This is a genomic window from Pseudomonas sp. P110(2024), from assembly GCF_057480795.1.
This window is the reverse complement of sequence record NZ_JBLIYT010000016.1, coordinates 103,944-130,748: the sequence shown is the minus strand read 5'-3', so window position 1 is coordinate 130,748 and position 26,805 is coordinate 103,944. Positions and strand designations below refer to the sequence as shown.

Annotated in this window: 23 protein-coding genes; 11 read left to right on the top strand and 12 right to left on the bottom strand. The window is 66.2% G+C overall.

The genetic code is table 11. The features are described 5' to 3' along the window. The first annotated feature begins 53 nt into the window (after positions 1–53). The 5 genes from AC25ND_RS23205 to AC25ND_RS23185 all read left to right on the top strand — a co-directional run bounded on the left by AC25ND_RS23205 (position 54) and on the right by AC25ND_RS23185 (position 5,603). Positions 54–2,354, top strand: coding sequence for a fatty acid cis/trans isomerase (locus AC25ND_RS23205; RefSeq protein ID WP_186595740.1), 2,301 nt, complete (start codon positions 54–56; stop codon positions 2,352–2,354). Positions 2,355–2,544: 190 nt separating this feature from the next. Continuing rightward, positions 2,545–3,579, top strand: a complete 1,035-nt coding sequence (locus tag AC25ND_RS23200) for an acyltransferase family protein (RefSeq protein WP_062363282.1) — start codon at positions 2,545–2,547, stop codon at positions 3,577–3,579. Between the two features lie 57 nt (positions 3,580–3,636). Then, positions 3,637–4,221, top strand: a complete 585-nt coding sequence (nfuA, locus tag AC25ND_RS23195) for a Fe-S biogenesis protein NfuA (protein WP_023630602.1) — start codon at positions 3,637–3,639, stop codon at positions 4,219–4,221. 290 nt (positions 4,222–4,511) lie between these two features. After that, positions 4,512–5,120 (top strand): SCO family protein, encoded by a 609-nt coding sequence (locus tag AC25ND_RS23190; RefSeq protein WP_028690719.1) that lies wholly within the window; start codon positions 4,512–4,514, stop codon positions 5,118–5,120. Beyond that, positions 5,121–5,603, top strand: coding sequence for a copper chaperone PCu(A)C (locus AC25ND_RS23185; protein WP_028690720.1), 483 nt, complete (start codon positions 5,121–5,123; stop codon positions 5,601–5,603). It begins immediately after the preceding gene. A gap of 77 nt (positions 5,604–5,680) precedes the next feature. Here the strand turns inward: AC25ND_RS23185 and AC25ND_RS23180 are convergent, their stop codons facing one another. Both AC25ND_RS23180 and AC25ND_RS23175 read right to left on the bottom strand, forming a co-directional pair. Further along, entirely contained in the window at positions 5,681–5,908 is a 228-nt protein-coding gene (locus AC25ND_RS23180; protein WP_023630605.1) for a hypothetical protein, read from the bottom strand. Positions 5,909–5,923: 15 nt separating this feature from the next. Then, positions 5,924–7,075: an MFS transporter gene (locus tag AC25ND_RS23175; RefSeq protein ID WP_486976600.1), complete on the bottom strand. Its 1,152-nt coding sequence runs from the start codon at positions 7,073–7,075 to the stop codon at positions 5,924–5,926. A 108-nt stretch (positions 7,076–7,183) separates the two neighbouring features. On the opposite strand from AC25ND_RS23175, the gene AC25ND_RS23170 reads away from it, so the two are divergent. Beyond that, on the top strand, positions 7,184–7,993 hold the full coding sequence (locus AC25ND_RS23170; protein WP_051555678.1) for an AraC family transcriptional regulator: 810 nt from the start codon (positions 7,184–7,186) through the stop codon (positions 7,991–7,993). Here AC25ND_RS23170 and AC25ND_RS23165 read toward each other — a convergent pair. The 5 genes from AC25ND_RS23165 to AC25ND_RS23145 form a co-directional block, all read right to left on the bottom strand. Further along, positions 7,953–8,786 (bottom strand): AraC family transcriptional regulator, encoded by an 834-nt coding sequence (locus AC25ND_RS23165; protein WP_186595749.1) that lies wholly within the window; start codon positions 8,784–8,786, stop codon positions 7,953–7,955. The two genes, AC25ND_RS23170 and AC25ND_RS23165, sit on opposite strands and share 41 nt — an antisense overlap. After that, positions 8,783–9,097 carry an AzlD domain-containing protein gene (locus AC25ND_RS23160; protein WP_062363273.1) on the bottom strand — a complete coding sequence of 105 codons (315 nt, stop codon included), beginning with the start codon at positions 9,095–9,097 and terminating at the stop codon, positions 8,783–8,785. Before AC25ND_RS23160 ends, AC25ND_RS23165 begins: the two co-directional genes overlap by 4 nt. Further along, positions 9,094–9,792 carry an AzlC family ABC transporter permease gene (locus AC25ND_RS23155; RefSeq protein ID WP_028690724.1) on the bottom strand — a complete coding sequence of 233 codons (699 nt, stop codon included), beginning with the start codon at positions 9,790–9,792 and terminating at the stop codon, positions 9,094–9,096. Before AC25ND_RS23155 ends, AC25ND_RS23160 begins: the two co-directional genes overlap by 4 nt. A 130-nt stretch (positions 9,793–9,922) precedes the next feature. Continuing rightward, positions 9,923–11,209, bottom strand: coding sequence for a sensor histidine kinase (locus AC25ND_RS23150; RefSeq protein ID WP_028690725.1), 1,287 nt, complete (start codon positions 11,207–11,209; stop codon positions 9,923–9,925). Further along, on the bottom strand, positions 11,206–11,946 hold the full coding sequence (locus tag AC25ND_RS23145; RefSeq protein WP_062363268.1) for a response regulator: 741 nt from the start codon (positions 11,944–11,946) through the stop codon (positions 11,206–11,208). The genes AC25ND_RS23150 and AC25ND_RS23145 overlap by 4 nt, the downstream gene beginning before the upstream one ends. A gap of 219 nt (positions 11,947–12,165) precedes the next feature. Between AC25ND_RS23145 and AC25ND_RS23140 the strand changes: the two genes are divergently transcribed. Continuing rightward, the gene (locus AC25ND_RS23140) at positions 12,166–12,441 is read left to right on the top strand and encodes a DUF2790 domain-containing protein (protein WP_028690727.1); all 276 of its coding nucleotides are present in this window, start codon (positions 12,166–12,168) and stop codon (positions 12,439–12,441) included. Positions 12,442–12,460: 19 nt separating this feature from the next. Further along, entirely contained in the window at positions 12,461–12,976 is a 516-nt protein-coding gene (locus AC25ND_RS23135; RefSeq protein WP_186595849.1) for a thioredoxin family protein, read from the top strand. Between the two features lie 35 nt (positions 12,977–13,011). Here AC25ND_RS23135 and AC25ND_RS23130 read toward each other — a convergent pair whose 3' ends face one another. The 5 genes from AC25ND_RS23130 to xthA form a co-directional block, all read right to left on the bottom strand. Next, the gene (locus tag AC25ND_RS23130) at positions 13,012–14,019 is read right to left on the bottom strand and encodes a helix-turn-helix domain-containing protein (RefSeq protein ID WP_186595751.1); all 1,008 of its coding nucleotides are present in this window, start codon (positions 14,017–14,019) and stop codon (positions 13,012–13,014) included. 130 nt (positions 14,020–14,149) lie between these two features. Next, a complete protein-coding gene (locus AC25ND_RS23125) occupies positions 14,150–16,594 on the bottom strand; it encodes a TonB-dependent siderophore receptor (protein WP_062363266.1) in 2,445 nt (814 codons plus the stop codon). 226 nt (positions 16,595–16,820) lie between these two features. Continuing rightward, positions 16,821–18,485, bottom strand: a complete 1,665-nt coding sequence (locus AC25ND_RS23120; RefSeq protein ID WP_236179850.1) for a cyclic peptide export ABC transporter — start codon at positions 18,483–18,485, stop codon at positions 16,821–16,823. 130 nt (positions 18,486–18,615) lie between these two features. Next, the gene (locus tag AC25ND_RS23115) at positions 18,616–19,494 is read right to left on the bottom strand and encodes a formylglycine-generating enzyme family protein (protein WP_062363260.1); all 879 of its coding nucleotides are present in this window, start codon (positions 19,492–19,494) and stop codon (positions 18,616–18,618) included. Positions 19,495–19,693: 199 nt separating this feature from the next. Next, positions 19,694–20,506, bottom strand: coding sequence for an exodeoxyribonuclease III (gene xthA / locus AC25ND_RS23110; RefSeq protein WP_062363258.1), 813 nt, complete (start codon positions 20,504–20,506; stop codon positions 19,694–19,696). Between the two features lie 164 nt (positions 20,507–20,670). Here xthA and AC25ND_RS23105 point away from each other — a divergent pair, with 164 nt between their 5' ends. The 3 genes from AC25ND_RS23105 to AC25ND_RS23095 are packed head-to-tail and all read left to right on the top strand — an operon-like array spanning position 20,671 to position 26,788. Continuing rightward, positions 20,671–21,321, top strand: coding sequence for a GNAT family N-acetyltransferase (locus tag AC25ND_RS23105; protein WP_028690734.1), 651 nt, complete (start codon positions 20,671–20,673; stop codon positions 21,319–21,321). A 53-nt stretch (positions 21,322–21,374) separates the two neighbouring features. Continuing rightward, positions 21,375–23,117, top strand: a complete 1,743-nt coding sequence (locus tag AC25ND_RS23100; RefSeq protein ID WP_062363255.1) for an autotransporter assembly complex protein TamA — start codon at positions 21,375–21,377, stop codon at positions 23,115–23,117. Continuing rightward, on the top strand, positions 23,114–26,788 hold the full coding sequence (locus AC25ND_RS23095) for a translocation/assembly module TamB domain-containing protein (RefSeq protein ID WP_486972447.1): 3,675 nt from the start codon (positions 23,114–23,116) through the stop codon (positions 26,786–26,788). The genes AC25ND_RS23100 and AC25ND_RS23095 overlap by 4 nt, the downstream gene beginning before the upstream one ends. Positions 26,789–26,805: the final 17 nt, after the last annotated feature.

Sequence of the window (26,805 nt, the reverse complement as noted above, 5' to 3'; positions counted from 1 at the left end):
CAGGACCCGCCAGGCACATCGTGATGGCTTTCAAGAACCAGGACATTCGGCACATGTTGCATCGCATACTTGCCAGCGCCTTCGCCCTGCTCCTCAGTGGCGCGGCGTTCGGGCAGGCCCCCCAATCGAGCCCGACGATTTCATATACCCGGGATATTCAACCGATCTTCACCGAGAAGTGCGTGGCCTGCCACGCCTGCAACGATGCAGCCTGCCAACTCAACCTGGGCAGCGCCGAGGGCGCCGAGCGCGGCGCTTCCAAGGTGCCGGTCTACCAAGGCGAACGCAGCCAGGCGGTGCCCACCACGCGGCTGTTCTACGATGCCCGCGACGAAGCCGGCTGGCGCAAGCAGGGTTTCTACTCGGTGCTGGACAAGCAGGGCAGCCAGGCGGCGTTGATGGCGCGCATGCTCGAACTGGGCCACAAGACCCCGCTCACGCCCAATGCCAAGCTGCCCGAAGAGATCGTCCTGGGGCTCAACCGCAACAACATGTGCCCGCTGCCCCACGAGTTCGACGCCTACGCCGGCGCCCACCCGAAAGAGGGCATGCCGCTGGCGGTCACCGGCCTGACCGACCAGGAGTATCAGACCCTGCAGCGTTGGTTGGCAGCCGGGGCTCCGGTCGAAAAGACGCCAATCCAGCCCAGCGCGGTCGAGGCGAAGCAGATCGCCGACTGGGAAGAGCTGCTCAACCGCCCGGGCTCTACCGAGGCGCTGGTCGGCCGCTGGCTGTACGAGCACCTGTTCCTCGCGCACATCCACTTCGTCGGCGGTGAGCCCGGACACTTCTTCCAATGGGTGCGCTCGCGCACGCCGAGCGGCCAGCCGGTGGACCTGATCGCCACCCGCCGGCCCAACGACCCGCCGGGCACCGATTTCTACTACCGGCTGATTCCGGTGCAGGGCGTGATCGTCCACAAGACCCACATCACTTACCCGATGGGGCCGCAGAAGCTCAAGCGGGTCAAGCAGCTGTTCTACAGCGGCGACTGGCATGCCTCGTCGCTGCCCGGCTATGGCCCGCGCCACCGCGCCAACCCGTTCGAGACCTTCGAGGCGATCCCGGCGGTGGCCCGCTACCAGTTCATGCTGGACAACGCCGAGTACTTCGTCCGCACCTTCATTCGCGGCCCGGTGTGCCGCGGGCAGATCGCCACCGACGTGATCCGCGACAACTTCTGGGCGCTGTTCCAGGAGCCGGCCCACGACCTGTACATCACCGACGCCAAGTACCGGGGCGAGGCCACGCCGTTGCTTGCGATGCCCGGGCAGATCGATGACGTTGGCAGCGTGCTGAGCCTGTGGCACGCCTACCGCGACAAGCGCAACGAGTACGAGGCGCTGCGTCGCGAAGCCTATGCCGAGCAGCCGGCGCCAAGCTGGTCGACCCTGTGGGCCGGCAACGACAACGCACTGCTGAGCATTTTCCGCCACTTCGACAGCGCCTCGGTGACCAAGGGCCTGATCGGTGACGTGCCGCTGACCATGTGGCTGTTCGACTACCCGCTGTTCGAGCGCACCTACTACCAGCTGGCGGTGAACTTCGATGTGTTCGGCAATGTCTCGCACCAGTTGCAGACACGGCTGTACTTCGACCTGATCCGCAACGGCGCCGAGATCAACTTCCTGCGCCTGATGCCTGCGGGCAAGCGTGGCGAGATCCTCGGCGACTGGTACCAGAACAGCGGCAAGGTGAAGATGTGGATGGACTACGAGGACATCGACACCAGCACTCCGAGCGCGCTGAAATTGGACAAGCACGATCCCAAGCGCGACTTCGGCCTCAAGCTGCTGCAACGCACCGGCAGCCTGAACGCCGCGCCGGATCCGATCAACCGCTGCCAGGGCGCCTATTGCTCGCGGTCCGGCCTGCCCACGGAGTTCCGTGACGCCGAGCAGTCGCTGAGCCGCCTGGTGTCGCGCCCGGCGGCAGGGCTCAAGGTGATCGGGCAACTGCCCGAGGCGACCATGCTGCGCATCGAAGGGCAGGGCGGCCAGCGCCAGGTCTACAGCCTGCTGCGCAATCGCGCGCACAGCAACGTGGCGTTCCTGCTTGGCGAGGCCTACCGTTACCAGCCGGGGCTGGACACGTTGACCCTGTACCCGGGCGTGCTCAGCAGCTATCCCAACTTCATCTTCAACATCCCGGTGGCCGATGTGCCGGAGTTCGTCGAGGACATGGAGGCGGCGCGGGACGACACGGCCAAGTTCGAGCGCATCATCATGCGCTGGGGCGTTCGCCGCAGCCACCCCGAGTTCTGGCGCTACTTCCATGACCTGAACAGCTACATCAAGGAAACCGAGCCGGTAGAGGCCGGCGTGCTGGACATGAACCGCTACGAGAACCTCTGATCGGTTGGCCTGATCTTTTCGGCACCCATGCGGTCGGAATCGATGGGTAGGCCCTGGCGCTGCTTTGCAGCCCATCGCCGGCAAGCCGGCTCCCACAGACATGCGCTATCCCAGTGGGAGCCGACTTGCCGGCGAAACGAGCGCGAAGCGCTCGCCGGGCCTCAATACATCGACGATCGCAGGGTTTTTCATGCTGTACTCGCTTCAGGCTCTCCGGGCATTCGCCGCCTGGGTGGTGGTCTGCCACCACTTCATGCAGATCTTCTTCGACTTCAACGCTACCGGCCCTGTCGGCCAACTGCTCGCCGATCGCGGCGCGGTAGGGGTGGACATTTTCTTCGTCATCAGCGGCCTGGTGATCTACCTTTCAACCCGCGACAAGGACATCGCGCCCGCGCAGTTCCTGCTCAATCGCGTCCTGCGCATCGTGCCTGCCTACTGGTTCTACACCCTGCTGATGGCCGCGCTGATGCTGGTCGCCAGCCGCTGGATGCCGCACCAGGTGTTCGAATGGCAGCACCTGCTGCTGTCGCTGCTGTTCATCCCGGCGGAGAATCCGGGCGGCTACGGCCTGTACCCGACCCTCAACGTCGGCTGGACGCTGAACTTCGAGATGTTCTTCTACCTGCTGTTCGGCCTGGCGTTCCTGGTGCGCCAGCGTCATCACCTGCTGCTGGTGACGGGGGCGCTGCTGCTGGTCAGCGAGGTGCTGGCCCGCCTCGGCGTGCTCAGCCGCTTCTACAGCAACGACATCGTCTACGAGTTCCTGCTGGGCATCGGCCTGGGCGTGCTGTACCGCCGCGGGCTGATTCGCCAGGGCCTGTGGCTGCCATTGGGGCTGCTGGGTGTGGCGGGGTATGCGCTGTATCACCTGGACGCCTCGCAACGCCTGTTGCACTGGGGCCTGCCCAGCGCCCTGGTGGTACTGGCGTTCATCGCCCTGGAGCGCTACTTCAACGGCAACCGGGTGCTCAAGGCGCTGGGCGATTGCTCCTATTCGGTGTACCTGGTGCATGTGCTGGTGCTGTACGGCGGGCTATTCGCCAGCGAACACCTGCACTTGAACCCGTACCTGGTATTCGCCTTGTGCGTACCGTCAATCGGACTAATGTCGTGGCTTAGTTACCACTGGCTGGAGCGTGGCCTGTACGGGCGGCTCAAGGCCGGATTCGCGGGGCGTGGCGCCGTGGAGCCTGCGCTGGTGCTATCCCGAGTCAAATACTAGGACTTTGTTCGAGGGCCGGGTTGGCGTACACTGCCGGCAAGTCTGTGAGGAACTTCCATGAGCGCTATAACCATTACCGACGCCGCCCATGATTACCTGGCCGATCTGCTCTCCAAGCAGAACACGCCTGGCATCGGCATCCGTATCTTCATCACCCAGCCGGGCACCACCTACGCCGAGACCTGCATCGCCTACTGCAAGCCGGGCGAGGAGAAGCCCGACGACCAGCCGGTGGGCCTGAAGAGCTTCACCGCCTACCTCGACGCGGTCAGCGTGCCGTTCCTCGAGGACGCGCTGGTCGATTACGCCACCGACCGCATGGGCGGCCAGCTGACCATCAAGGCGCCGAACGCCAAGGTGCCGATGGTCAACGAAGACAGCCCGATCAACGAGCGTATCAACTACTACCTGCAGACCGAGATCAACCCCGGCCTGGCCAGCCACGGCGGCGCCGTGAGCCTGGTGGACGTGGTCGACGACGGCATCGCCGTGCTGCAGTTCGGCGGCGGCTGCCAGGGCTGCGGCCAGGCCGACGTGACGTTGAAGGAAGGCATCGAGCGTACCCTGCTCGAGCGCATTCCGGAGCTCAAGGGCGTACGTGACGTGACCGACCACAGCCAGAAGGAAAACGCCTACTACTAAGGCGTCTTTCCAATCGCGGGGCAAGCCCGCTCCCACGCCTAGGGCATACCTGGGGCACAGCGTGGGAGCGGGCTTGCCCCGCGATGCTTTTCAGGTGTGTGCATTGACCCCTAGCAACAAAGTGTTACGGATTCAACCCCTGCGACAACCGGTCGCGCCCCGTAAACAAAGGGCTGCAGCCCGATTGGTCGGATGTCGGGTGGATGGTGCGGGGGGAGCGTGACAGAATGCCCCGGTTTTCTGGCCGGCCCATCCCAGGGGTCGGCACCTTCCCTGTAAAGGATGGTTCCATGAATGATCTGTTGACCCGGCGCGCGGTTGTCGCCGGGATGGGCGTACTGGGGCTTGGCCTGCTGGCGGGTTGCAACCCGGCCCGGGGTCTGGATTTCAAGTACGGCAAGAACATGAGCAACGAGATCCTAGGGCGCAAATTCAAGCTCAAGGACACTCAAGGCAACGAGCGCACCCTGTCGAGCTTCTACGGCTCGATGCCGATGATCTTCTTCGGCTTCACCCAGTGCCCGGCGGTCTGCCCGACCGCGCTGGCGCGGATCGTCCAGATCAGGAAGATCCTCAGGGGCCGTGACCGCGAGCTGTTCCAGCCGGTATTCATCACCCTGGACCCGGAGCGCGACACCCCCGAGGTGCTCGACGCCTACGCCAAGGCCTTCGACCCGTCGATCGTCGCCCTGACCGGCACCCCCGAGGAAATCGCCGAGGTGGCCCGCGAGTTCAAGGTGTTCTACGAAAAGGTCCCGGCCGGCGACACCTATACCATCTCTCACTCATCCACCAGCTACGTCTACGATACGCGTGGCACCCTGCGCCTGAGCCTGGGCCATTCCCTGAATGCCAAGGAATGCGCCGAAGATCTGGTCACCCTGATGGAGATCTGCTGAATGTCGATGCAACCGATCAAACGCGGCCTGGCCGCCCTGGCCCTGCTGGGCATGGCCCTGCCGGCTTTCGCCCAGACCACCGTGAGCGACGCCTGGGTCCGCGCCAGCGTGCCGCACCAGCAGTCGACCGGCGCCTTCATGACCCTGACCGCCAGCAGCGACAGCAAGCTGGTGAGCGTCGCCTCGCCCGTGGCCAAGACCGTGCAGGTGCACGAGATGACCATGAACGGCGATGTGATGGGCATGCGTGAAGTGAAGGCGGTCGATCTGCCGGCGGGCAAGGCGGTGAAGTTGGACCCGAACGGCTACCACGTGATGCTGATGGGCCTGAACCAGCAGGTGAAGGAAGGCGAGCAGGTGCCGCTGACCCTGACCATCGAGGATGCCAAGGGCGCCAAGGAAACCCTGCAGGTGCAGGCGCCGGTGCGTGCGCTCAACGCCGAGGCTGGCGGCGGGCATGACCATATGCACATGAACCACTGATACAGCCACCATCTCGGGTCAAGCCCGCTTCCACGCGATCGGTGGGAGCGGGCTTGACCCGCGATGGTTTTCGGCGGTCAGCTACGAAAACGTGGCAGCGGCCGCTCGATGTTCAGCGAAGTCAGGGTCTTGCGCACTTGCGCATCCTCGGCCTCCAGCGCCTTCAGGCTGGCGCGGATCTTCCCGGCGGCAGGCACATCGCCCTGGCGGTCGATCCAGTCGGCGATCTCCTTGCAGGCACTGCTCAGGCAGGCCTGGCGCTGGCTCATCAGCGACAGGAGCGTGGTGATTTCTCGTTCGGACATGACGCGATCCTCCATTCAGCCCCTTGAGTGTAGCAGCGCCCGGCCAGGCTGCTCGTAGCCGATGGCCAGTGCCCAGGCCGCCATCGCACAGACAAACAGCGTCCCCCCCATAGCCTGGCAAGCACCCGCCAGCAGCAGTCCCGCTCCGATCTGCAGGTAGTAGAACAAGCCGAACAACGCACCCGCCGTGCCACGGCAGTCGGCGTAGTCGACCAGCGCCGAGCCCAGCACCAGCGGAATCGCCATGGCGAAGGCGAACATCACCAAGGCCATGGCCAGCACCGTCCACAGGCTGTCGCCCAGCCCCAACAGTGCCAGCGCCGCCAGCAGGTCGAGCAGGCACGCCAGGCGCATCAGGCACGCCATGGCCACCCCGCGTTGCAGCAACCATGCATTGAGGCGCGCGCCCAGCAGCGAGCCGAGCGCCAGCGCCGCGCCGGAGTAGCCCATCCACGGGCTGGCACCGAGGCGCTCGAAAACAAACGGCGCCAAGCTGTACCAACTGAACACACTGATGTTGAACACCGCCACCAGGGCGCTGGCCAACAGCACACGACGGTCACGCAGCAGGCGCCGCAGCACCTGACCGAACGCGGGCGTTGCCTGCGTGGCGGGGCGTGTCTCGGGCAGGCCACGCCAGCTCCAGGCGAGCAGCAGCGCGGCCATCAGCAACTGGCTGGCGAGTACGCCGTGATAGCCGAACAGCCGGTCCAGCCAGGCGCCGCTCATCAGCCCCAGCGCCGGGCTGAGCGCCAGGCATACGCCGATCAACGAGAACACCCGGGCCAGATCAGGGCCGGCATGGCGATCGCGCAGGACGGTCTGGGTCACCACGGAGCCCACCGCTGCGGCGAACGCCGCCACGATCCGCGCCAGCAGCAGTTGGCTGAAGTCGGTCGCCAGCAGCGCTGCCAGTGCTGCACCAGCGTAGAGCTGCAGCCCGGCAAGCATGGTCGGGCGCCGCCCCCACAGGTCGCAGGCACGCCCCCAGGCCAGCACCCCGGCGGCAAAGGCGAAAAAATACAGCGACAGGGTCAGCGAAGCCTGGGCAGGGCTGACGGCGAATGCTTCGGCCAAGGAGACCAGGGCAGGGCTGTAGAGGGTTTCGGCAACCTGAGGAAACATCAGCAGGGCGGTGGCCAGGGCCAACCAGGAACGGGAAAGCATGGGAGTGAACGCCTTGCAGCACAAACGAATGGTCATGGTAGGGACGTTGTGCCGTGGGCTATTATCGCGACTCTGCTGATCTATCGTTGAAATCGGACAATTACTGCCATGGCCTGGTTAGCCCCCGACGCCCACTTCGATCCCGATGCATTCGATGCGTCGGTAGTGGGCATCTGCTCGGCCCTGGGCGACCACGACTCCGGGCGCCACCGGCATGGCCGCGGACAGCTGCTGTTCACCCGTCAGGGCTGCGTGCGTATCCAGACGCCCGGGCGCCTGTGCCTGTTGCCGCCGACCCAGGCAGCGTGGATTCCGGCAGGGCTGGAGCACCGCGCGCGCATGCGCGAAACGGTGGACTATCGCTCGCTCTACTTCAGCACCGCGCTCAGCGTGGGGCTGCCCGACGAGGTGACGATCATCAGCGTCAACCCGATGCTGCGCGAACTGCTCGAACGCATCGCCCAGGCGCCGTTCGACACGGCCTGGGACCAAGGCGACCAAACGCATTTGCTGGCGCTGTGTCTGGGTGAGTTGCGCCTTGCACCTCACCAACCGATGTTCCTGCCATTGCCTGGCGATAGGCGCCTGGCCGGGCTGGTCGAGCGACTCGAGCGCCTGCCGCCGGCGTTGGGTGAACTGGCGCAACAAGTCGGTGCCAGCGAGAAGACCATCAGCCGCCTGCTGCGCCGGGACACTGGCATGTCCTATCAGCAATGGCGCCAGCAGTGGCGGCTGTTGCGTGCGCTGGAGCAGCTGGCATTGCAGCGGCCACTGGGCGCTATCGCCGACGACCTGGGGTTCGCCAGCGACAGTGCGTTCATTGCCTTCTTCCGCGGCATGACCGGCACCACGCCAGGGGCCTGGAACCGTGGCGCGGCTACAGGCCCAGACAGGCCTGGCGATAGGCCCCCGGCGTAACGCCATAGGCCTGCTTGAACTGGCGGCTGAGGTGGCTCTGGTCGGCGAAGCCCAGGGTCACGGCGACCTCCAGTGCCGGCAGGCCGCTGCGCAGCAGCTCGCGGGCGCGGGCCAGGCGGCGCTGCTTGAGCCAGGCGTGGGGCGGCAGGCCGGTGGCCTGGCGGAACACCCGGGCGAAGTGGAACGGCGACAGGTTCACCGCCGACGCCAGGGCTTCCAGCGAGGGCGGCTCGGCCAGTTGGCTCTCCAGCAGCTCGCGGGCACGAGCCACGGCCAGTGGCTCGTTGCCGGGGGCGGCGGGTTCGGCGCAGTGGCCGTGGCGTTGCACCAGCGCCAGTACCGCCTGGCGCCAGGCGGTCTGCTGCTCCAGGGCGCTGGCGCAGGACTCGGACAGCTTGTGCAGCTGGCTGAAGGCGGCGGCCAGGGCCGGGTCCTGGATCACGCTGTCCTTGAACCGGGGCAGGCCGTGGCGGCCAAGCTCCAGTTCGTCGAGCACGCCGCTGACCCGCTCGTGCTCGGGGTAGAAGCCACGGTAGCGCCAGCCGGCCTCGTGGGCGGTGGCGCCGGTGTGCAGTTCGTCGGGATTGATCAGCACCATGCTGCCCACCGGCGCCAAATGCTCGCTGCCGCGGTGCCAGAAACGCTGGGCGCCGGACTCGATCACGGTGAACACGTAGCCTTCGTGCACATGCGGGGCGAAGCGCTGCTGGATGTAGCGGGCGTGCAGCATCTCGACGTCGCCGAGGGCGGGCGCCTGCCACAGGTGGGCCTGTTCGCGCAGGGGCGTGCTCATGCCAGCCAGCTGCGCAGAAGGAAGAAGATCAGCATGCTCGCCAGCATGCTCAGCAATACGCTGCGGGTCAACAGCACCAGGGCGATCGCCACCACCGAGCCGAGCAGGTAAGGGTTGAGCGGGCTCAACTCAAGCTGGTGGCCGGGCAGGAAGATGATCGGCCCGCAGATCGCGGTGAGCATGCCGGGCACGGCGAAGCCGAGGAACTGCCGCGCGTTGGAGCTCAGGCGCAGCGGCAGGCGTGGTTCGAGGAAGGCGTAGCGGTTGAGAAACACCACCGCGCCCATGGCGACGATCAGCAGCCAGATCATGAGCGGCCTCCGGAGAATTTCTGGCAGACGAACCCGGCGGCCATGCCCAGCAGGCCGGCTGCCACCAGGGCAGTTTCCCAGTGCCAGTAGCTGAACAGCACCGAGCAGAACAGCGACACCGCCACGCACACCACGGTCGGCAGGTTGCGCACCAGCGGCGCGATCAGCGCAACGAAGGTGGCAACGATGGAGAAGTCCAGGCCCAGCTGGTCCAGATGTGGAATGTTCTGGCCGAGGATGATGCCGGCGAGGGTGAACAGGTTCCAGGCCACGTAGAAGGTCAGGCCGACCCCAAGGGCGTACCAGCGGTTGAACTGCTGCTGGTCGTGGTGGCTGGTCAGGGCGAAGAACTCGTCGGTAAGCAGAAAGCCCAAGCCCAGGCGCCAGCGGGTCGGCAAGCCGGACATCACCGGGCGCATGGACAGCCCGTAGAGCAGGTGTTGCGAGGTCAGCAGCAGGGTGGTGAGCAGGATCGACAGCAGGTTGGCGCCGCCCTTGAGCATGCCGATGGCCACCAGTTGCGCGGCACCGGCGAAGACAATGGCCGACAGGCCCTGGCCTTGCCAGGCGCTGAGGTTGGCTTCGATGGCCATGGAGCCGGCCAGCAGGCCCCAAGGCGCGACGGCCAGGGACAGCGGCAGGATGGCGATGGCGCCATGGAGAAAGGCGTGGCGGGCGAGCGGAGGGCTGGACATGGGAACGACAACGAATCGACAGGGCAGGCCAGCATGACAGACAGCTCCGAGGGTGGCTTGAACGATCTTGCTTTGTTGTCGCCGCTCCCCAAGCTTTGCGCAATCCCTGTATGAGACCGCGGTTGTGGCTTCAGCGCAGCTCGACCTGCGCGCACAGCCCGCCTTCGGCGCGGTTGCGCAAGGTCAGGCTGCCGCCCATGGCCTGGGTCAGTTGCTGGGCGATCGCCAGCCCCAGTCCGGTGCCGCCAGTGCTGCGGTTGCGCGAGCCTTCGACCCGGTAGAACGGTTTGAGCACGTCGTCGAGCTCCGCCTCGGGAATCCCCGGGCCATCATCGAGCACACGGATCAGTGTCACGCCGTTCTCGCAGCCCACCTCGAGCTGCGCGGCGCCGGCGAACTTGAGGGCATTGTCCACCAGGTTAACCAGTACCCGGCGCAGGGCATGGGGGCGGGTTTGCAGGGTAGCCTGGGCGCTGCCGTGGCGGTCCACCCGGGCGCCGCTGTCCTGGTAGTCGAACACCAGGCTGTCGAGGAAGGCGTCGAGGTTGACCCGGCATGGCGCCTCGGTGCCGCTGTCCATGCTGCGGGCATAGGCCACGCCTTCGCGCACCAGGTGCTCCATGGCGTCCAGGTCGTGCGCCAGCTTGTCCTTCTCGTGGCCGTCGTCCATCTGCTCGACGCGCAGCTTCATGCGCGTGATCGGCGTCTGCAGGTCATGGGAGATGGCAGCGAGCAGCTGCATGCGTTCCTTGAGGTAGGCGCCGATGCGCGCCTGCAGCGCGTTGAAGGCCACGGCGGCGTAGCGCACCTCGCGCGGGCCGCTTTCGTCCAACTGCGGGCCGGGGCTGTTCGGATCGAGGTTGTCCACCGCCTGGACCAGGCGGGTCAGCGGGCCGATGGCCAGGCGCACCGCCAGCCAGGTACAGGCCAGCAGCACCGCCAGCTGGATCAGCAGCACCACCGGCAGCCAGGTGGCCACCGGTACCGGGGCGGGGGTGACGTCGATGGTCAGCGGCGCGCCGTCGGCCAGGCGCAGGTGGGCCTGGAAGTGCGCGTTGGGGCCGGGAATCTCCTGGAAGGTCAGGGCGTAGCGGTCGCCGATGGCCTTGACGATGGATTCGGCGGCCATGGGTGGGTCGGCGCTGGGCATGGCTTCGCCGGGCAGGCCGCCGTCCAGGCGGTAGCGGTAGGTGCGCCGCTCCAGGCGCGACAGCCAGGCCGGCCGTTCGGCGGCGGGCAGGCGGTCGAGGATGGCCACCGAGGTCGAGACGTCCAGCTCCAGGTTGCTGAGCATCATCGAGCGGCTGCTGATAAAACGTTCGTAGGCTTGCAGGCTGAACGACAGGCCGTAGGCCAGCACCAGCCCGGTGAAGAAGATCAGGGCCAGGCGCGAGGCCAGGGTGCGCGGCCATTTCATGCCGGCGACCCCAGCAGCTGTACCGGCAGCGAGAACACGTAGCCCTCGCTGCGCACGGTCTTGATGCAGGTGGGTTCGCGGGCGTCGTCACCCAGGCGCTGGCGCAGGCGGCTGACCAGCAGGTCGATGGAGCGGTCGAAAATGTCCGCCTCGCGTCCCTGGGTGAGGTTGAGCAACTGTTCGCGGCTGAGCACCCGCTGCGGATGGTCGAGGAATACCCGCAGCAGGCGGTACTCGGCGCCCGACAGCGCCACCAGGGTGCCTTCGTTGTCGAGCAGGTGGCGGGCGGTGGTGTCCAGGCGCCATTGGCCGAAGGCGATCAGCCGGCTGCTTTCGCTGATGGTGAGGTTCGGCGGCAGCATGCGTGTGCGGCGCAGCACGGCGTTGATCCGCGCCAGCAGCTCGCGGGCGGAGAACGGCTTGGTCAGGTAGTCGTCGGCGCCCATCTCCAGGCCGATGATGCGGTCGGTCTCGTCGTTGCGCGCGGTGAGCATCAGCACCGGCGTGTTGCGGTGCTTGCCGGCGCGCAGTTCGCGGCACAGCAGCAGGCCGTCGTCGCCGGGCATCATGATGTCGAGGACGATCAGGTCGACGGCGTTGTTTTCCAGGAAGGCGCGCATCTGCCGGCCATCGGCAACGATGCTGGTGCGCAGGCCGTTCTTCTTCAGGTAGTTGCCGACCAGTTCGCGGATCTCGCGGTCGTCGTCGACGACCAGGATGTGATCGGCGTGTTCCATCGGGATGTCCTTGTACGTGGGGAATGGGCGCAGTGTACCGAGCGGATCCGGACTTGCCTGCCCAGGTTTGTATTGCAGTGTATCTGTTGGCGGCACAGATACAGGAACAAGCACGAAGGGCACTGGGCGGACACAAGCGGGATACCTGGCAGGCGTGAAATGGCTCTCGACCGGGGAGTGAAGCCTCCCCACACAAGACCTCGTATCAGGAGACACGCCATGACTATCAAGACCCTCGCCAGCGCCGCCCTGTTCGCCGTGCTCGGCCTTGGCTCCCTGGCTGCCCAGGCCAGCAGCAGCTCGCTCAATGACGCCAGCGTGATGCAATACCGCTACGGCGACCGGCTGGACGTCAAGAAGGTGCTGTCGGTCAAGGACGAGCGCAGCAATGCCTGCGGACCGGTGCAGACCCGCATGGACTACCTCGATTCCCAAGGCAAGCCGCAGAGTGTCGAGTATCGCTCCTACGCCACCAGTGGTTGCCATGACAACTAAGGCGCGCGACAAGCGCCGCCTGCTCAAGGCCGGCGGCGTGGCCCTGGCCCTGCTCGGACTGGGACTGGCTGGCCACCTGCTGGCCCGCGACAGCTACGGTCCCATGCCGTCGTTGGCGGGGGCCGAGCAATGGCTCAACTCGCCGCCGCTGGATGGCCCGGCGCTCAAGGGCAAAGTGGTGCTGGTGGACTTCTGGACCTACGACTGCATCAACTGCCGGCGCAGCCTGCCCCATGTCAACGACTGGGCGCGGCGCTACGGCGAGCAGGGCCTGGTGGTGGTCGGGGTGCACACGCCGGAGTACGACTATGAGCGCGATGTGCGCAATGTACGGGCACAGGTGCAGCAGTTGGGGATCGGGTACCCGGTGGCGGTGGACAATGGCTATCGGATCTGGAACGCCTGGGGCAACCAGTTCTGGCCGGCGCATTACTTTGTCGATCGCAAGGGGCAGGTGCGTCATGTGCACTTTGGCGAGGGGGATTACGCGGGGCAGGAGCGGGTGATTCAGGCGTTGCTGGATGAGCAGGGGTGATCCGTTGCCTGCTCCGGCCCTGTCGCGGGGCCGGATCACTCGCCCAGCCGCTGCTCCCGCGACGGCGGATAACCAAAATACGCCGCATAGCACTTGCTAAAGTGCGACACCGAGACGAACCCGCAGGCCACCGCCACCTCCATCACCGACAGGTCCGAATACTGCAGCAGCCGCCGGCTCTTGGTGATGCGCAGTTCCATGTAGTAACGCCGGGGCGAGGTGCCCAGCTGGGCCTGGAACAGCCGGTCGATCTGCCGCCGCGAGCGCCCGGAGTAGACGGCCAGCTGATCGAGGCTCAGGGTTTCCTCGAGGTTGTTCTCCATCAGCTCGACGATGGTGCGCAGGTGCAGGCTCATGGACTTCTTCGCCCCGGGCCCGACCTGGCGATAGCGCGCTCCGGAGAACGACAGGATCTCCTCGACGCCTTCGGCCAGGGCATCGCCGTACAGCCGCCGCACCAGGCCGAGCATCAGCTCCATGGCGCCGTTGGGGCTGGCGGCGCTCAGGCGGTCGCGGTCGAGGGTGAAGCTGGCCGGGGTGATGCGCGTCTGCGGGCTGATCTCGGCCAGGCTGGCGCGCTGCTCGGGGTGCACGCTGCAGCCGTAGTCGTCGAGCACCCCGGCACGCCCGAGGAACCAGGCGCCGTTCCATAGCCCGGCGAGGGTCATGCCGTGGCTGGCGCAGTCGGCCAGCAGGCGGTCGAGGTCGGGGTATTTCAGCGGTGTGCGCAGGCCGCCGCAGATCACCAGCAGGTCGAGGTCCTGCAGGCTGCGCGGTTCGAGCGGGCTGGCCACCAGCTCCAGGCCCAGGTCGCTGAGCACGCGATCGCCCGCCAGCGACAGCGGGGTGGAGGTGAAACTGTCGGCGCGCAGCAGGTTGGCGGTGACCAGCACGTCCATCGCCACGGTGAAGCTGGCCATGGAGAAGTGCTCGAGCAGGACGAAGTCCACGCGATAGGGACGCTGGCTGCCGGCGTCACCGGACTTGAGCCGCAGCATGTTGCTGGTGCTGGTCTTCTTGCTGAACTGGCGTGTCGTGGGCACTGCGGACTCCGCTTCCTGGCTGGCGGGGACGAGTGTGCGGTGAGGCGCGGGGAAAGACAACAGGGGCGCTGGCTGGCGCCGAAAGCACAGCGCCCCCTCCGGAGGGGGCGCCGGTCATGCAACGCGGGACTTAGAAGTCGCCGCGCAGGGTGAACATGTAGCTGCGCGGTGTACCGTAGGTGGTGCCGCGGGTCCAGTAGCCCATCGAGTCGAAGTACTTGCGGTCGAACAGGTTCTCGACGTCCACGCCCACGGTCCAGTGCTCGTCGAGCTTGTAGGCGGCGCGCGCGTCGAAGATCGCCCGGCCGCTGTTGTAGGCTTCGTTGCCCTTGTCGACGTAGGAGTTCTGCGCCGAGACGCCGCCACCGATGCTCAGGCGGCTCCACTCGCCCGGCAGGGTGTAGTTGGTGTTCAGGCGCAGCATGTGTTTCGGCGTCTGCGCGGAGATCGGGCCGCCGTCGGAGGAGCTGGTGGTGTTGTAGGTGTAGCCTGCAGCCACCTGCAGGCCTGGCAGCAGTTCACCGCTGGCCTCCGCTTCGAAGCCCTTGCTGCGGTTGATGCCGTCGCTGTTGAGCCAGCAGCGCAGGCCCGGATCTGTTGGGCAATTGCCGCGGTTTGGTTCATCTTGTACCGCAACGTCCTCCTGCTCGATGTAGAACACAGCGAAGGACACGTTCAGGCGCTTGTCGAACAATTCTCCCTTGATACCTGTTTCATAGTTTGAGCCAACCGAAGGGTCCAGCATGCTTCCACCGACTGTGCGGTAACCTGCTTGTGGCAGGAAGATATCCGCATAGCTGGCATACCAAGACCATTGGTCGTTCAGGTCATAGATGGCGCCGACAAAGGGCGTGAATTCGTGATCCTGGCGGTTGGTCGTTACCTGTGGACCGTTCCATGCGTCGGTCTTGTACCAGCTCAGGCGCCCACCCAGTACAAAGCTCAGGTCCTTTGTCATGCGCAGACGCGTGCTCAGGTAGGTGCCGTAGCGGGTGTCGATGGTATCGTCTTTATAGTCCCAGCCCTGACGCGGGAGCTGAGGTATGTTGCTGTGGTCGGGGTTGTAAACATCAAGCGGGATAGAGCTATCCAGATAGATGGCTGCTTCCTTGTCGTTCATCTTGCGCTTGGACCAGTTGGCGCCCAGGGTCACCGTGTGGTTTAGGCCAAAAGCCTCGAATTCACCGTCCAGGTGGCCATCAACGGCGTTGGAGGTGGCGTCGAACTTGTGATAGTTGACGTCGTTGACCATAGGCCCTGTTGGGCTGCCGTACTCAAGCGTGTCGCGCGCGCTCCACTCGATGGCACTGCGGTTGTAGCTGCTCTCGGTGTGGGACAGCGCCAGTTTGCCGCTCCAGTTTTCGTTGAAGCGGTGGGTGAGGTCGGCAAAAACTTCGTCGGTCCGGGTTTGCAGCTTTGCCCAATCCTGGCCCAAAAACGTCGAGCGCTTGAGGTGCGGGTTACTGCCATCGGGGTTGTTTGGTAAGCCCAGCACGCTGTAGCCGTCGATGCGTGAAGTCTGGCGGCGCAGCCCCACTCCAAGGGTGGTGGCATCGTTCAGATCCGCCTCGACAATGCCGTACAGCAGAGGACGCTTGGACGTGGTGACATCGGTAAAGTAGCCACGGTCTTCATAGGAGGCGACCATACGGCCGCGTAAAGTACCTTCCGGGTTTAGCCGGCCGCTGGCATCCAGGTCCAGACGATAGTTGTCCCATGATCCGGCGCGGGTAATGACCGAAAAGCGTGGGTCGTTGGTAGGACGCTTACGTACCAGGTTGACCGCTCCTCCAGGGTTACCCGCGCCCACCAGCAGTCCCGAAGCGCCGCGCAAGACCTCGACCCGATCAAACATCGCCATATCCGGAGTCATCCAGCCGGTGTAGGCATAAGCCTGTCCGGGCACGCCATCGACCATATAGCTTTCGTCGGTGAGGTCGAACCCGCGAGAGCTGAAGTGATGGTTACCATAACCACGATTAGCGCGGGTGATGCCAGGGGTCTGGGCCATCACCTGGTCCAGAGACACAAGGTTCTTGTCGTCCATCAGCTTGCGGGTGACCACTGTCACCGACTGCGGCGTTTCACGCAGCGACTGCGCGGTCTTACCAATAGTCACTGCACCGGTGGTATAGGAGTTGGTACCTTCAGTGGTGGCACCCAGCACCTGGCCGTTGATGGTGGTAGCGTCCAGGGTCATGGCCGAGCCGGACTCCGCCGCACCGCTGATGATCAGCGTGTTGTCCTGCACGCTGTAGCGAATCCCGCTGTTCCGGAGCAGCTCCCCAGCTGCCTGGGTTGGCGAGAAGCGGCCCTTGACCGGGCTGCTGCGCAGACCCTGGACGGTCTCGGGGCTGAACAGCACCTGCAGGTTGCCCTGGCGACCCAGCTCTTGCAGGGCACTGGCCAGCGACTGGGCCGGGATGTCGAAGTCCTGCTCCTGGGCCTGCACCTGGGCGGCCAGCGGCAGGGACAGGGCGAGGCCGAGGGTGGCCATGGCCGGGGAAGAGCGCAGCATCCGGCGAAGCATCAACGCTTTGCTCAAAGGGGTCAGGGTGTTGGCTGGTATTGGCATTTTTATGCTCTGGCTCAAGGTACGCAAAGTAAATGAAAATTATTCCGTTGCGAGTAGGACGCATGCGAATGCCAAAACCGGAAAAATAATTATTACGGTTGGTAGAGGCGTGACCTGCGACTTCCCTGTGGGCAGGGTTGATTCGGCGTGCGGCAATAGGGGAACGAGCGGTGCGACGGAGAATTTAAGCGGCGGGCGGCGCCAGGGCGCCGCCCGTGAGAGGGCGTCAGGCGGGCAGGGCGGGTTCCTGGTTGCGCTCCACCAGGATCTTGCCGCTGTGCATGCGCACCAGCTGGTCGGCCACCGGGAAGTAGCGGTCGTCGTGGGAGATGACGATGATGGTCTTGCCCTGCTGCTTCAGCTCCGGCAGCAGCTCGGTGTAGAACACCCGGCGGAAGGCCGGGTCCTGGTCGGCGGCCCATTCATCGAACACCAGCACCGGACGCTGGTCGAGCCAGGCGTTGATCAGCGCCAGGCGCTTGCGCTGGCCGGTGGACAGGTCGGTGGTGGTGAAGCTGCCGTCGCGGATCCCGACCTTGTGCGCGATGTCCAGGCGTTCGAGGTACTTGGCGGCCTCCGGTGGCAGCTCGGCGAGGCCCGGCAAGGGTTCGTCGAACAGGTAGTAGTCGGCGAAGATGGTGGTGAACAGCTGGCGGTAGTCGTCCAGGTGCTGCGGCGTGACCGTCTCGCCGTTGAGGCGGACCTCGCCCTGCTGTGGGGTGTACAGGCCCAGCAGTAGCTTGATCAGGGTGGTCTTGCCGCAACCGTTCTCGCCGACGATGAAGACGATGTCGCCCTGGCGGATGGTCAGGTCCACCGGGCCGAGATGGAACGGCTGGCTGCCCTCGACTTGGGGATAGTCGTAGCGCAGCTGGCGCAGTTCGATGGAGGCGACCTCGGTCACTTGCGGTACGCGGTCGCTGACCAGCAGGTGCGGCTCGGGCGATGAGAAACGCTGGGACAACTCGGCGATGCGGCGCAGGGCGATCTGCGCCCGGCTGATGCTCGGCAGGTTGTTGATCAGTTGTTCCAGTGGTCCCTTCATATACAGCATCACCAGCACAAAGCCGCCCAGCACGGTGCGGTCGGTGCTCGGCCACAGGGCCTGGAAGGCGATGGCGATGCCGATCACCGCGAAGAACAGCATCGAGCCGAAGGTCTCGGCGCTGACAAAGATGTTCGCCGCGCGGATGTTGGCCTTGCTGATGCGCTCGGTGGCACCGTGGATCAGCTGGTCGTGCATGTGCTGGCGGCGTTTGCGCTGGATACGCAGTTCCTTGGCGCCGCCAGAGAGGGCCTGGTAGTGCTTCTGCAGCTCGTCCTCGTTGTTGCGCGCGGTAAGGATGTTCTTCATGCCGCAACGGTGGGCGAGGAACTGCGCGCCGGTGCCGATCACCACGGTCAGCACGGTGACCAGCAGGATTTGCCAGGACAACAGCGCCAGGTAGGACAGGCAACCGAGTGTGACGGTGAAGGCGATGACCATCGGCGCCACCGACAGGGCGAAGGCACTGATGGTGCTGACGTCGTTGAGCAGCACCGGGATCAGGCGGTGGGCGCGGTAGCGCTCCAGTTGCGCGATCGGCGCCACCAGCACCTTGGCGGCCAGCTCGCGGCGCAGGCGCGCCACCACCTTCTGACCGACGTAGTTGGTCAGCAGGTTCGAGCCGGTGGAGCAGGCCAGGGTCAGCAGGCACAGGCCGCCGAACAGCAGGGCGGTGCGGGTGTCCGGCCCGCCTGCGGCGTTCATCGCGCTGTTGATGGTGGCCAGCAGGGCGGTGACGCTCAGGCCGCTGACCACGCCGAGGGCCGCCGAAAGCGCGACCAGCATCCAGAACGGCTTGAGTATCCGCAGGGTTTCCTGGGCGAGGCTGGGGGTCGTGGACGTCATGGAGTCATCTCGTGAGTATTCGTTGGCGCAGGGCGGCGGACCAGGCCCTGATCTTGGTAGACGAGAGGGTTTTGCGCGGATTTAGTGGCGAGGCGGATCCGGCGCCGGGGCGCCGGAGGCAGGGCGGGCGTTACAGCTCGCGGGCGACACGGAAACCGATCCAGTCGCCGCGCAAGGTGGAGCTGCGCTCGTTGCGGTTGCCCGAACGGGAGAAAATCGGTGCCTCGGTGTAGTCGTTGCCGCGGATCACCCGGCGGTCCTCGCATTCGCTGCTGTTGGTCTGCGGGCTGCCGTCGGTGGGGGCGGTGGCGTAGCTGTCGACGTAGCAGTCGCGGGTCCATTCGTAGACATTGCCGTGGCCGTCGTAGACGCCGTAGGCGTTGGGCGGGAAGCTGCCGACGGGCGAGGTGAAGGAGAAGCCGTCCGTGGGGCCGTAGGTGTTGGCGTGCTTGGAGATCTGGTACTTCTGCTCGTCGTTGTCATCGAGCGGGAAGGGGAACGGCCCGGTGCTGCCGCCGCGCACGGCGTATTCGCGCTGGGATTCGCTGAGCACCTTGTAGACCTTGCCGGTCTTCTTCGACAGCCACGAGGCGTAGGCCTCGGCCTCGTGGAAGTTCAGGCACACGGCGGGCTGGCGGTCGCCCTGCTGGTAGCGCGGCACGCCGGCGATGCACTCGCGGCCCGGGCGGGTGTCGCCGTTGGGGACCTTGTAGCCGCTGGCCTTGAGGTAGGCCTTCCATTCCCCGTTGGTGATCTGGTAGCGGCTGACGGCAAAGGCGTTCTTGAACGTCACTTCGTGCAGTGGGCCCTCGTCGTCCTGGCGACCTTTTTCGTCATCCGGGGTGCCCATCATGAAACTGCCGGCGGGCAGCACCACCATTTCCGGGCAGGTCTTGGCGCAGTCACGGAACACCGTGCCGGGTTTGTGCGCGGGCGCCGCGGCCAGGGCCGGCAGGCTGCAGGCGACCAGCAGGGCGGCCAGGGTGAGGCGGTTCAGGGGTGCGGTCATGGGGAAGCCTTGTTCAGGGTTGCTGGGCAGACAGCGGGAGTTCGTGCTGATGGACGAAATGAACGAGGCGATGTTTAAGGGTGGTTTTGTAACAAGTGTCTGACGGGATAGGTGTGGCGCCTATGAGATCGAGTGCCGCGCGGGCGGCGCTCGATCTCGAGAGCGCTGCAAGGCTACGGTAAAGCGCTAACGGCTGAACTCAAGCCAACTCAAGCCAGATCGGCGCATGGTCCGAAGGCTTCTCCATCCCCCGCAGTTCATAGTCGACCCCGGCGGCCTTGACCCGTGGCAGCAAGCCCTGGGAGGCCATGATCAGGTCGATGCGCAGGCCGCGCTTGGGCTCGTCCTCGAAGCCGCGGCTGCGGTAGTCGAACCAACTGAAGCGGTCGGCCACTTCCGGGTGCAGGTGGCGGAAGCTGTCGACCAGACCCCAGCCCTTGAGCCGCTCCATCCACTCGCGCTCCTCGGGCAGGAAGCTGCACTTGCCGGTCTTCAGCCAGCGCTTGGCATTGTCCGCGCCGATGCCGATGTCGCAGTCCTGGGGCGAGATATTCAGATCGCCCATCACCACGACGGGCTGGTCATTCTTGAACTGCCCTTCGAGCAGGGCCTGCAGGTCGCTGTAGAAGCGCTGCTTGGCCGGGAACTTGGTGGGGTGGTCGCGGCTTTCGCCTTGGGGGAAGTAGCCGTTCATGATGGTGATCGGCGTGCCGTCGGCATCGGCGAAGGTGCCCCAGATGAAGCGGCGCTGGGCGTCCTCTTCATCGCCGGCGAAGCCCTTGGACAACGACAGCGGCGCCTGTCGCGAGAGCAGGGCGACGCCATAGTGGCCTTTCTGGCCGTGGTAATGCACGTGGTAGCCGAGCGCCTCGACGTCGGCCAACGGGAACTGATCGTCGCTGACCTTGGTTTCCTGCAGGCCGATCACGTCCGGCTGGTGTTTGTCGATCAGCGCCGCCAGCTGGTGCGGACGGGCGCGCAGGCCATTGATGTTGAACGAGACGATCTTCATGGAAAGATGATCCTGGTAAAAAGCCACGGATGCTAGCCGACATCGCCGGCCACGGCCAGCATGGCGCCGCGCGGCGGGCGCTGCTAACGTGCTGGAGGAGGTGAACCCAGCGCCGGAATCTGGCTCCAAGGCACTGTACGCCCATTCCAGGAGGACTGCCCGCAATGCCCGACGTCATCGCCGCCCCGGCCCGGACCTGCCTGCTCGACGCCGGCTACGCCCGTGAGGCGCGTTCGCTGCTCTACCATGCCTATCGTCACGAGCCGACCTTTGCCTGGCTGTTCGAGGGCCAGCGTCCCGGCTACGAGCGCCGCCTGCGGGTGATGGTGCGCGAGTGGGTGCGCCAGCACTTCTATCTGCAACTGCCGGCGATCGGCCTGCTGCTGGAGGACCGCCTGATCGGCCTGGCGCTGATCGTGCCGCCGCAGCGGCGCCTGGGCGTGGCCGACAGCTGGGCTTGGCGCCTGCGCATGATCCTCGGTACCGGCCTGCGCTGTACCCGGCGCTACCTGGACTACCAGGCCGCGCTGGCCGGCTGCCTGCCGGGCGACAATGTCCACGTCCTGCCGTTGCTGGGCGTGCACCCGCAGTTCCAGGGCCAGCATTATGGGGAGCAACTGCTGCAGGCCGTGCACGACTGGTGCGCGGAGGACGCCAGCACCGAGGGTGTGGTGCTGGACACCGGCAATGCGCACTACCTGGCGTTCTACCAGCGCCAGGGCTATGAGGAGATCGGCGAGATCGCCGTAGGGCCGATCCGCGAACGGGTGTTCTTCCATCCCAATCCGCGCTCGTCGAGGGTGACGAACCTGTGACAGGCGTTTGCCGACAGCCCTCTTGACCCCTTTGCTCTGGTAGCATGCCGCGCATGACGTATTCAGGAAGACTTGGCTGGGGCCTGCTGTTGCTGGCCGCCAGCTCCATGGCATGGGCGCAGAGCGAATTGCTGGTGCGGGTCAAACCCGCCAACAAGGCGCTCAAGTCCAATATCGAAGGGTATATCGGCAGCCTGGGCGACCGCGACGAAGAAGCGCTGCTGCGTTTCAGCCGGGGCGCCGAGGAGCAGACGCGCAAGGCGGCCCAGGCCCTTGGCTACTACCAGGCGCGGGTCGACACCGAGGTCAAGCCCGCAGGCGACAAGGACAAACCCGCGCAATTGATCATCCGGGTCGAGCCCGGCGAGCCTGTGCGTCTGCGCAACGTGACCGTGCGCATCGACGGGCCGGCCAGCGAGCTCAAGGTCTTTCGCATCCCCGACAGCAAGGCGCTGCGCCCGGGCGAGCAGCTCAACCACGGCACCTACGAGGATGCCAAGCGGCTGATCCAGAACCAGGCGTCGCGCTACGGCTTCTTCGCCGGGCGCTTCGAGCGCCAGCGCCTGGCGGTGGACCCGCAGGCCGGCGTGGCCGACATCGAGCTGGTCTACCAGAGCGGCCCGCGCTACCGTCTCGGCGCGGTGACCTTCGGCGGCGACGCGCCGCTGGACAACGACCTGCTGCAGCGCATGGTGTCGTTCAAGCCCGGTACCCCCTATGACTCAGAGCTGATCGCCGAACTCAACAACGACCTGCAATCGAGCGGCTACTTCGACAGCGTGCGGGTGGATGCCGCGCCCACCGCCGCGGTGGGCGAGGACATTCCGGTGGACGTGCGCCTCGATACCCGCAAGCCGCGTACCCTGGGCCTGGGCCTGGGCTTTTCCACCGACGTCGGGCCGCGTGGCAAGGCCAACTGGACCCGTCACTGGGTGAACCCGCAGGGCCACAGCTACGGCTGGGAAACCGAACTGTCGGCGCCCCGGCAGAACGTCGGGCTGTGGTATGACGTCCCGCTGGATCCGCCGCTCACCGACAAGCTGCGCTTCGCTGGCGGCTACCAGAACGAGGAGATTTCCGGTACCGACACCTTGAGCAAGCTGCTCACCGTCGGCCCCGAGTGGCACAGCAAGCTGCCCAGTGGCTGGCAGCGCGTGATCTCGCTCAAGTACCAGCGTGAGGAGTACCGCCTGGGCGACGACTCGGGGCTGAGCAACCTGTTGATGCCGGGTGTCAGCTTTTCGTACCTGCGCAGCGACAACCGCATCGATCCGCACAACGGCTACCGCCTGCAGTTCGACCTGCAGGCGGCCAAGGAGGGCCTGGGTTCGGATACCAACCTGATCCATGGCAACGTGCTGCTCAAGGGCCTGACCACGCTGGGCAAGCGCCATCGTTTACTGGGTCGCGTGCAGTTCGGCGGCAGCGCCACCAACGGCTACCAGCAGAACATCCCGCCGTCGCTGCGCTTCTTCGCCGGTGGCGACCAGAGCGTGCGCGGCTACGACTACCAGTCGCTGTCGCCGAAGAACAACCAGGGCGACCGCATCGGCGGCCGCTACCTGGTGGCCGGCAGTGCCGAGTATCAGTACTCGATCGCGGAAAAGTGGCGCCTGGCGACCTTCGTCGACCAAGGCAACTCGTTCAACTCGCTGGAGTTTCCCAGCCTCAAGACCGGCGTCGGCATCGGCGTGCGCTGGGTGTCGCCGGTGGGGCCACTGCGCCTGGACCTGGCCCGCGCACTGGATGACGACGGTGGTTTTCGCTTGCACTTCTCCATGGGGCCCGAGCTTTGATGCGTGTGTTCAAACCGATCCTGCTGGTACTGGCGGGCCTGCTGGTGCTGATCGTCCTGGCGCTGGGGCTGGTGCTCGGCACCCAGGCGGGCAGCCGCTGGGCGCTGGCGCGGGTGCCGGGGCTCGAGGTCAGCGATTTTACCGGCCGCCTTGGCGGCAACTGGCAGGCCAGCCTGTTGCGCTGGTCTGCTGGCGACGATCGGGTCGAGCTGCTGGCGCCGCAGTTGGCCTGGTCGCCGGCCTGCCTGCTGCGTGCGACCCTGTGCGTCGAACGCTTGCAGGCCGAGCGCATCGACATGGCCTTTGCGCCGGGCGAAGACCAGCCCGACAGCGGTCCGCTGCAATTGCCAGCATTGAACCTGCCGCTGGCCATCGAGCTGGGCGAGGTCAAGGTTGGCCAGTTGCGCCTGGATGGCAGCGACCTGCTGGGCGACCTGAGCCTGGCGGCCCACTGGACCGCCAGCGGGCTGCGGGTGGACAGCCTGCAACTGCGCCGAGACGATCTGCACCTGGACGTTCAAGGTGACCTGACGCCACGGGGTGACTGGCCACTGCAGCTGCAGGGCACGCTGCAACTGCCGACGGTGGATGGCAAGCCGTGGCAACTGGCCTTGAACGCCAAGGGCGAGCTGCAGAAGACCCTCGTCATCGAGGCCACCAGCAGCGGCTACCTGGACGCCCGGCTGAACGGCGAATTGCAGGCCCTGGCCGAGCATTTGCCGGCCCGCCTGAGCATCCGTTCGCAGGCTTTCAAGCCGGCCGGCGAGTTGCCCGACACCCTGCAATTGGACCAGCTCAAGCTTGACGCCCAGGGCGACCTGCTCAAGGGTTATCAACTCTCAGGCTCCGCCACCTTGCCCGCCGAGCAAGGGCCGGTGGGCCTGGTGCTGGCCGGCAAGGTGGACGCCAAGGGCGCCCGAATCGATGCCCTTGACCTCAATGCCAGTGACACGCAGCGCCTCAAGCTGCAGGCCAGCGCCGACTGGCAGCAGGACCTGAGCGCCGACGCCAGCCTCGACTGGCTGGACTTCCCCTGGTTGCGCCTGTATCCGCTGGAGCAGGCGCCCCAGGTCACCCTCAAGCGTTTCAACGCCCAGGTGCAGTACCGCGGCGGTAACTACAAGGGCGCGTTCAACGGCGATCTGGACGGCCCGGCGGGGGCCTTCACCCTGGCCAGCCCGTTCGAGGGCGACCTGGGCCAGGTACGCCTGCCGCAGCTGCTGCTCAGCGCGGGGCAGGGCAAGGCCGCGGGCAGTGTCGCCTTGCGCTTTGCCGACACCCTGGCCTGGGATGTCGACCTGCAATTGTCGGCGCTGGATCCGGCCTATTGGCTGGCGGAGCTGCCGGGCACCCTGGCCGGTCCGCTGCGCAGCCAGGGCGAGCTCAAGCACGAGCAGTTGGCGCTCAAGGCGCAACTGGACCTCAAGGGCCGCTTGCGTGGCCAGCCGGCGCTGGTCAAGGTAGACGCCGAGGGCGCCGGCGAGCGCTGGACCCTGGGTAGACTGGCGGTACAGCTGGGAGACAACCGCATCACCGGCAGCGCCAGTCTGCAGCAACGCCTATCCGGGCGCATCGACCTCGACCTGCCGCGCCTGGGTCAGCTCTGGCCTCAACTGCAAGGGCAGGCCAAGGGCCGCCTGGACTTGGCCGGAACCCTGGCTGCGCCCCAGGGCACCCTGGCCCTGCAGGGGCAGCAACTGGGCCAGGCCGACAACCGTGTGCAGCGCGTGGACCTGGACGCACGGCTGGACAACGCCCAGCGTGGCCAACTGGCGCTCAAGGCCGGCGGGATCCGTTTGGGGGACACCGCCCTGGGCAGCCTCGACGTGCAAGGCAAGGGCGATATCCGCCAGCAGGCTGCGACGCTGGCGCTCGACGGCCCGCAACTCAAGCTCGACCTGGCGCTGGACGGCGCCTTGAGCAAGGGCGACTGGCGGGGTCGCCTGGCCAGCGGTCGCATCCAGGCCGGCGGCCAGGATTGGCAGCTGCAGGCGCCGGCGCGTCTGCAGCGCCTGGCCAGCGGCCAGCTCGACTTTGGCGCCCACTGCTGGCGTTCCGGCCAGGCCAGCCTGTGCGGCGAAGACCAGCGCCTGGCGCCGGAGCCGCGCCTGCGTTACCACCTCAAGCAGTTCCCGCTGGATAGCCTGGCGCAGTGGCTGCCCAAGGACTTCGCCTGGCAGGGCCTGCTCAACGCCGACATCAACCTCGATATCCCGGCCAGCGGACCCAAGGGCAGCATCCGCATCGATGCCGGCGGCGGTACCCTGCGCGTGCGCGACAAGGACCGCTGGATCGATTTCCCCTACCAGGTGTTGCGCCTGGACAGCACCCTGGCGCCGCGCCGGGTCGACACCCGCGTGGATTTCCGTGGCGAGCGCCTGGGCGAGGTGAACCTGAGTGCCCGCATCGACCCGCTGGGCCGCAACAAGCCGTTGTCCGGCGACTTCCGCCTGGCCGGGCTCGATCTCTCGGTCATCCGCCCGTTCCTGCCCATGGTCGAGCGTCTGGCCGGCCAGCTCAACGGCAGCGGGCGCCTGTCGGGCAGCCTGCTCGCACCCCAGGTCAATGGCAACCTGGCCTTGAGCGGCGGCGAAGTCAGCGGCGCGGAACTGCCGATCAGTCTCGAGGACCTGTCGCTGCAGGCACTGATCGCCGGCGAGCAGGTGCAGTTGAACGGCAACTGGCGCAGCGGCGCCGCTGGCCGTGGGCAATTGGCCGGTCACCTCACCTGGGGACAGGCGCTGGGCATGGACCTGCGCCTGCAGGGCCAGCAGCTGCCGGTCAGCGTCGAGCCGTACGCAGCGCTGGAAGTGGCGCCCGACCTGACCATCCGTCTGCTGGACGAGCGCCTGGCGGTGACCGGCAAGGTGCTGGTGCCCAAAGGCAAGATCACCGTGCGCGAACTGCCGCCGTCGACGGTCAAGGTCTCGGATGACACGGTGATCGTCGGTCACCAGACCGAACAGGGCACGCCGCCGATGGCGGTGGCCATGGACATCGATGTCGAGGTCGGCAGCGAAAAACTGTCGTTCAAGGGCTTCGGCCTCACCGCCAACCTGCTGGGGCATGTGCATATCGGCGATAACCTCGACACGCGCGGTGAACTGAGCCTGGCTGACGGGCGCTACCGGCAATACGGGCAGAACCTGACCATCCGCCGCGCTCGCTTACTGTTCGCCGGGCCCATCGACCAGCCGTACCTGGACATCGAGGCCATCCGCCAGGTCGATGACGTGATTGCCGGCATCCGCCTGAGCGGCAGTGCCGAGCAGCCGACCACCAAGGTGTTCTCGGAGCCGGCGATGAGCCAGGAGCAGGCATTGTCCTACCTGGTGCTGGGCCGTCCGTTGAACAGCTCCGGCGAGGACAACAACATGCTCGCCGAGGCGGCGCTGGGCCTGGGCCTGATGGGCAGTGCCGGCCTCACCGGCGGCCTGGCTTCCAATCTGGGCATCGACGACTTCCAACTCGACACCCAGGGCACGGGCAACAAGACCAGCGTGGTGGCCAGCGGCAACCTCACCGAGCGGCTCAGCCTGCGCTATGGCGTCGGCGTGTTCGAGCCCGCCAACACCATCGCCTTGCGCTACAAACTCAGCAAGAAGGTCTACCTCGAGGCCGCCAGCGGCCTGGCCAGTTCGCTGGATATCTTCTACAAGCGCGATTTCTAAACCAGGTGGAGTGCCTG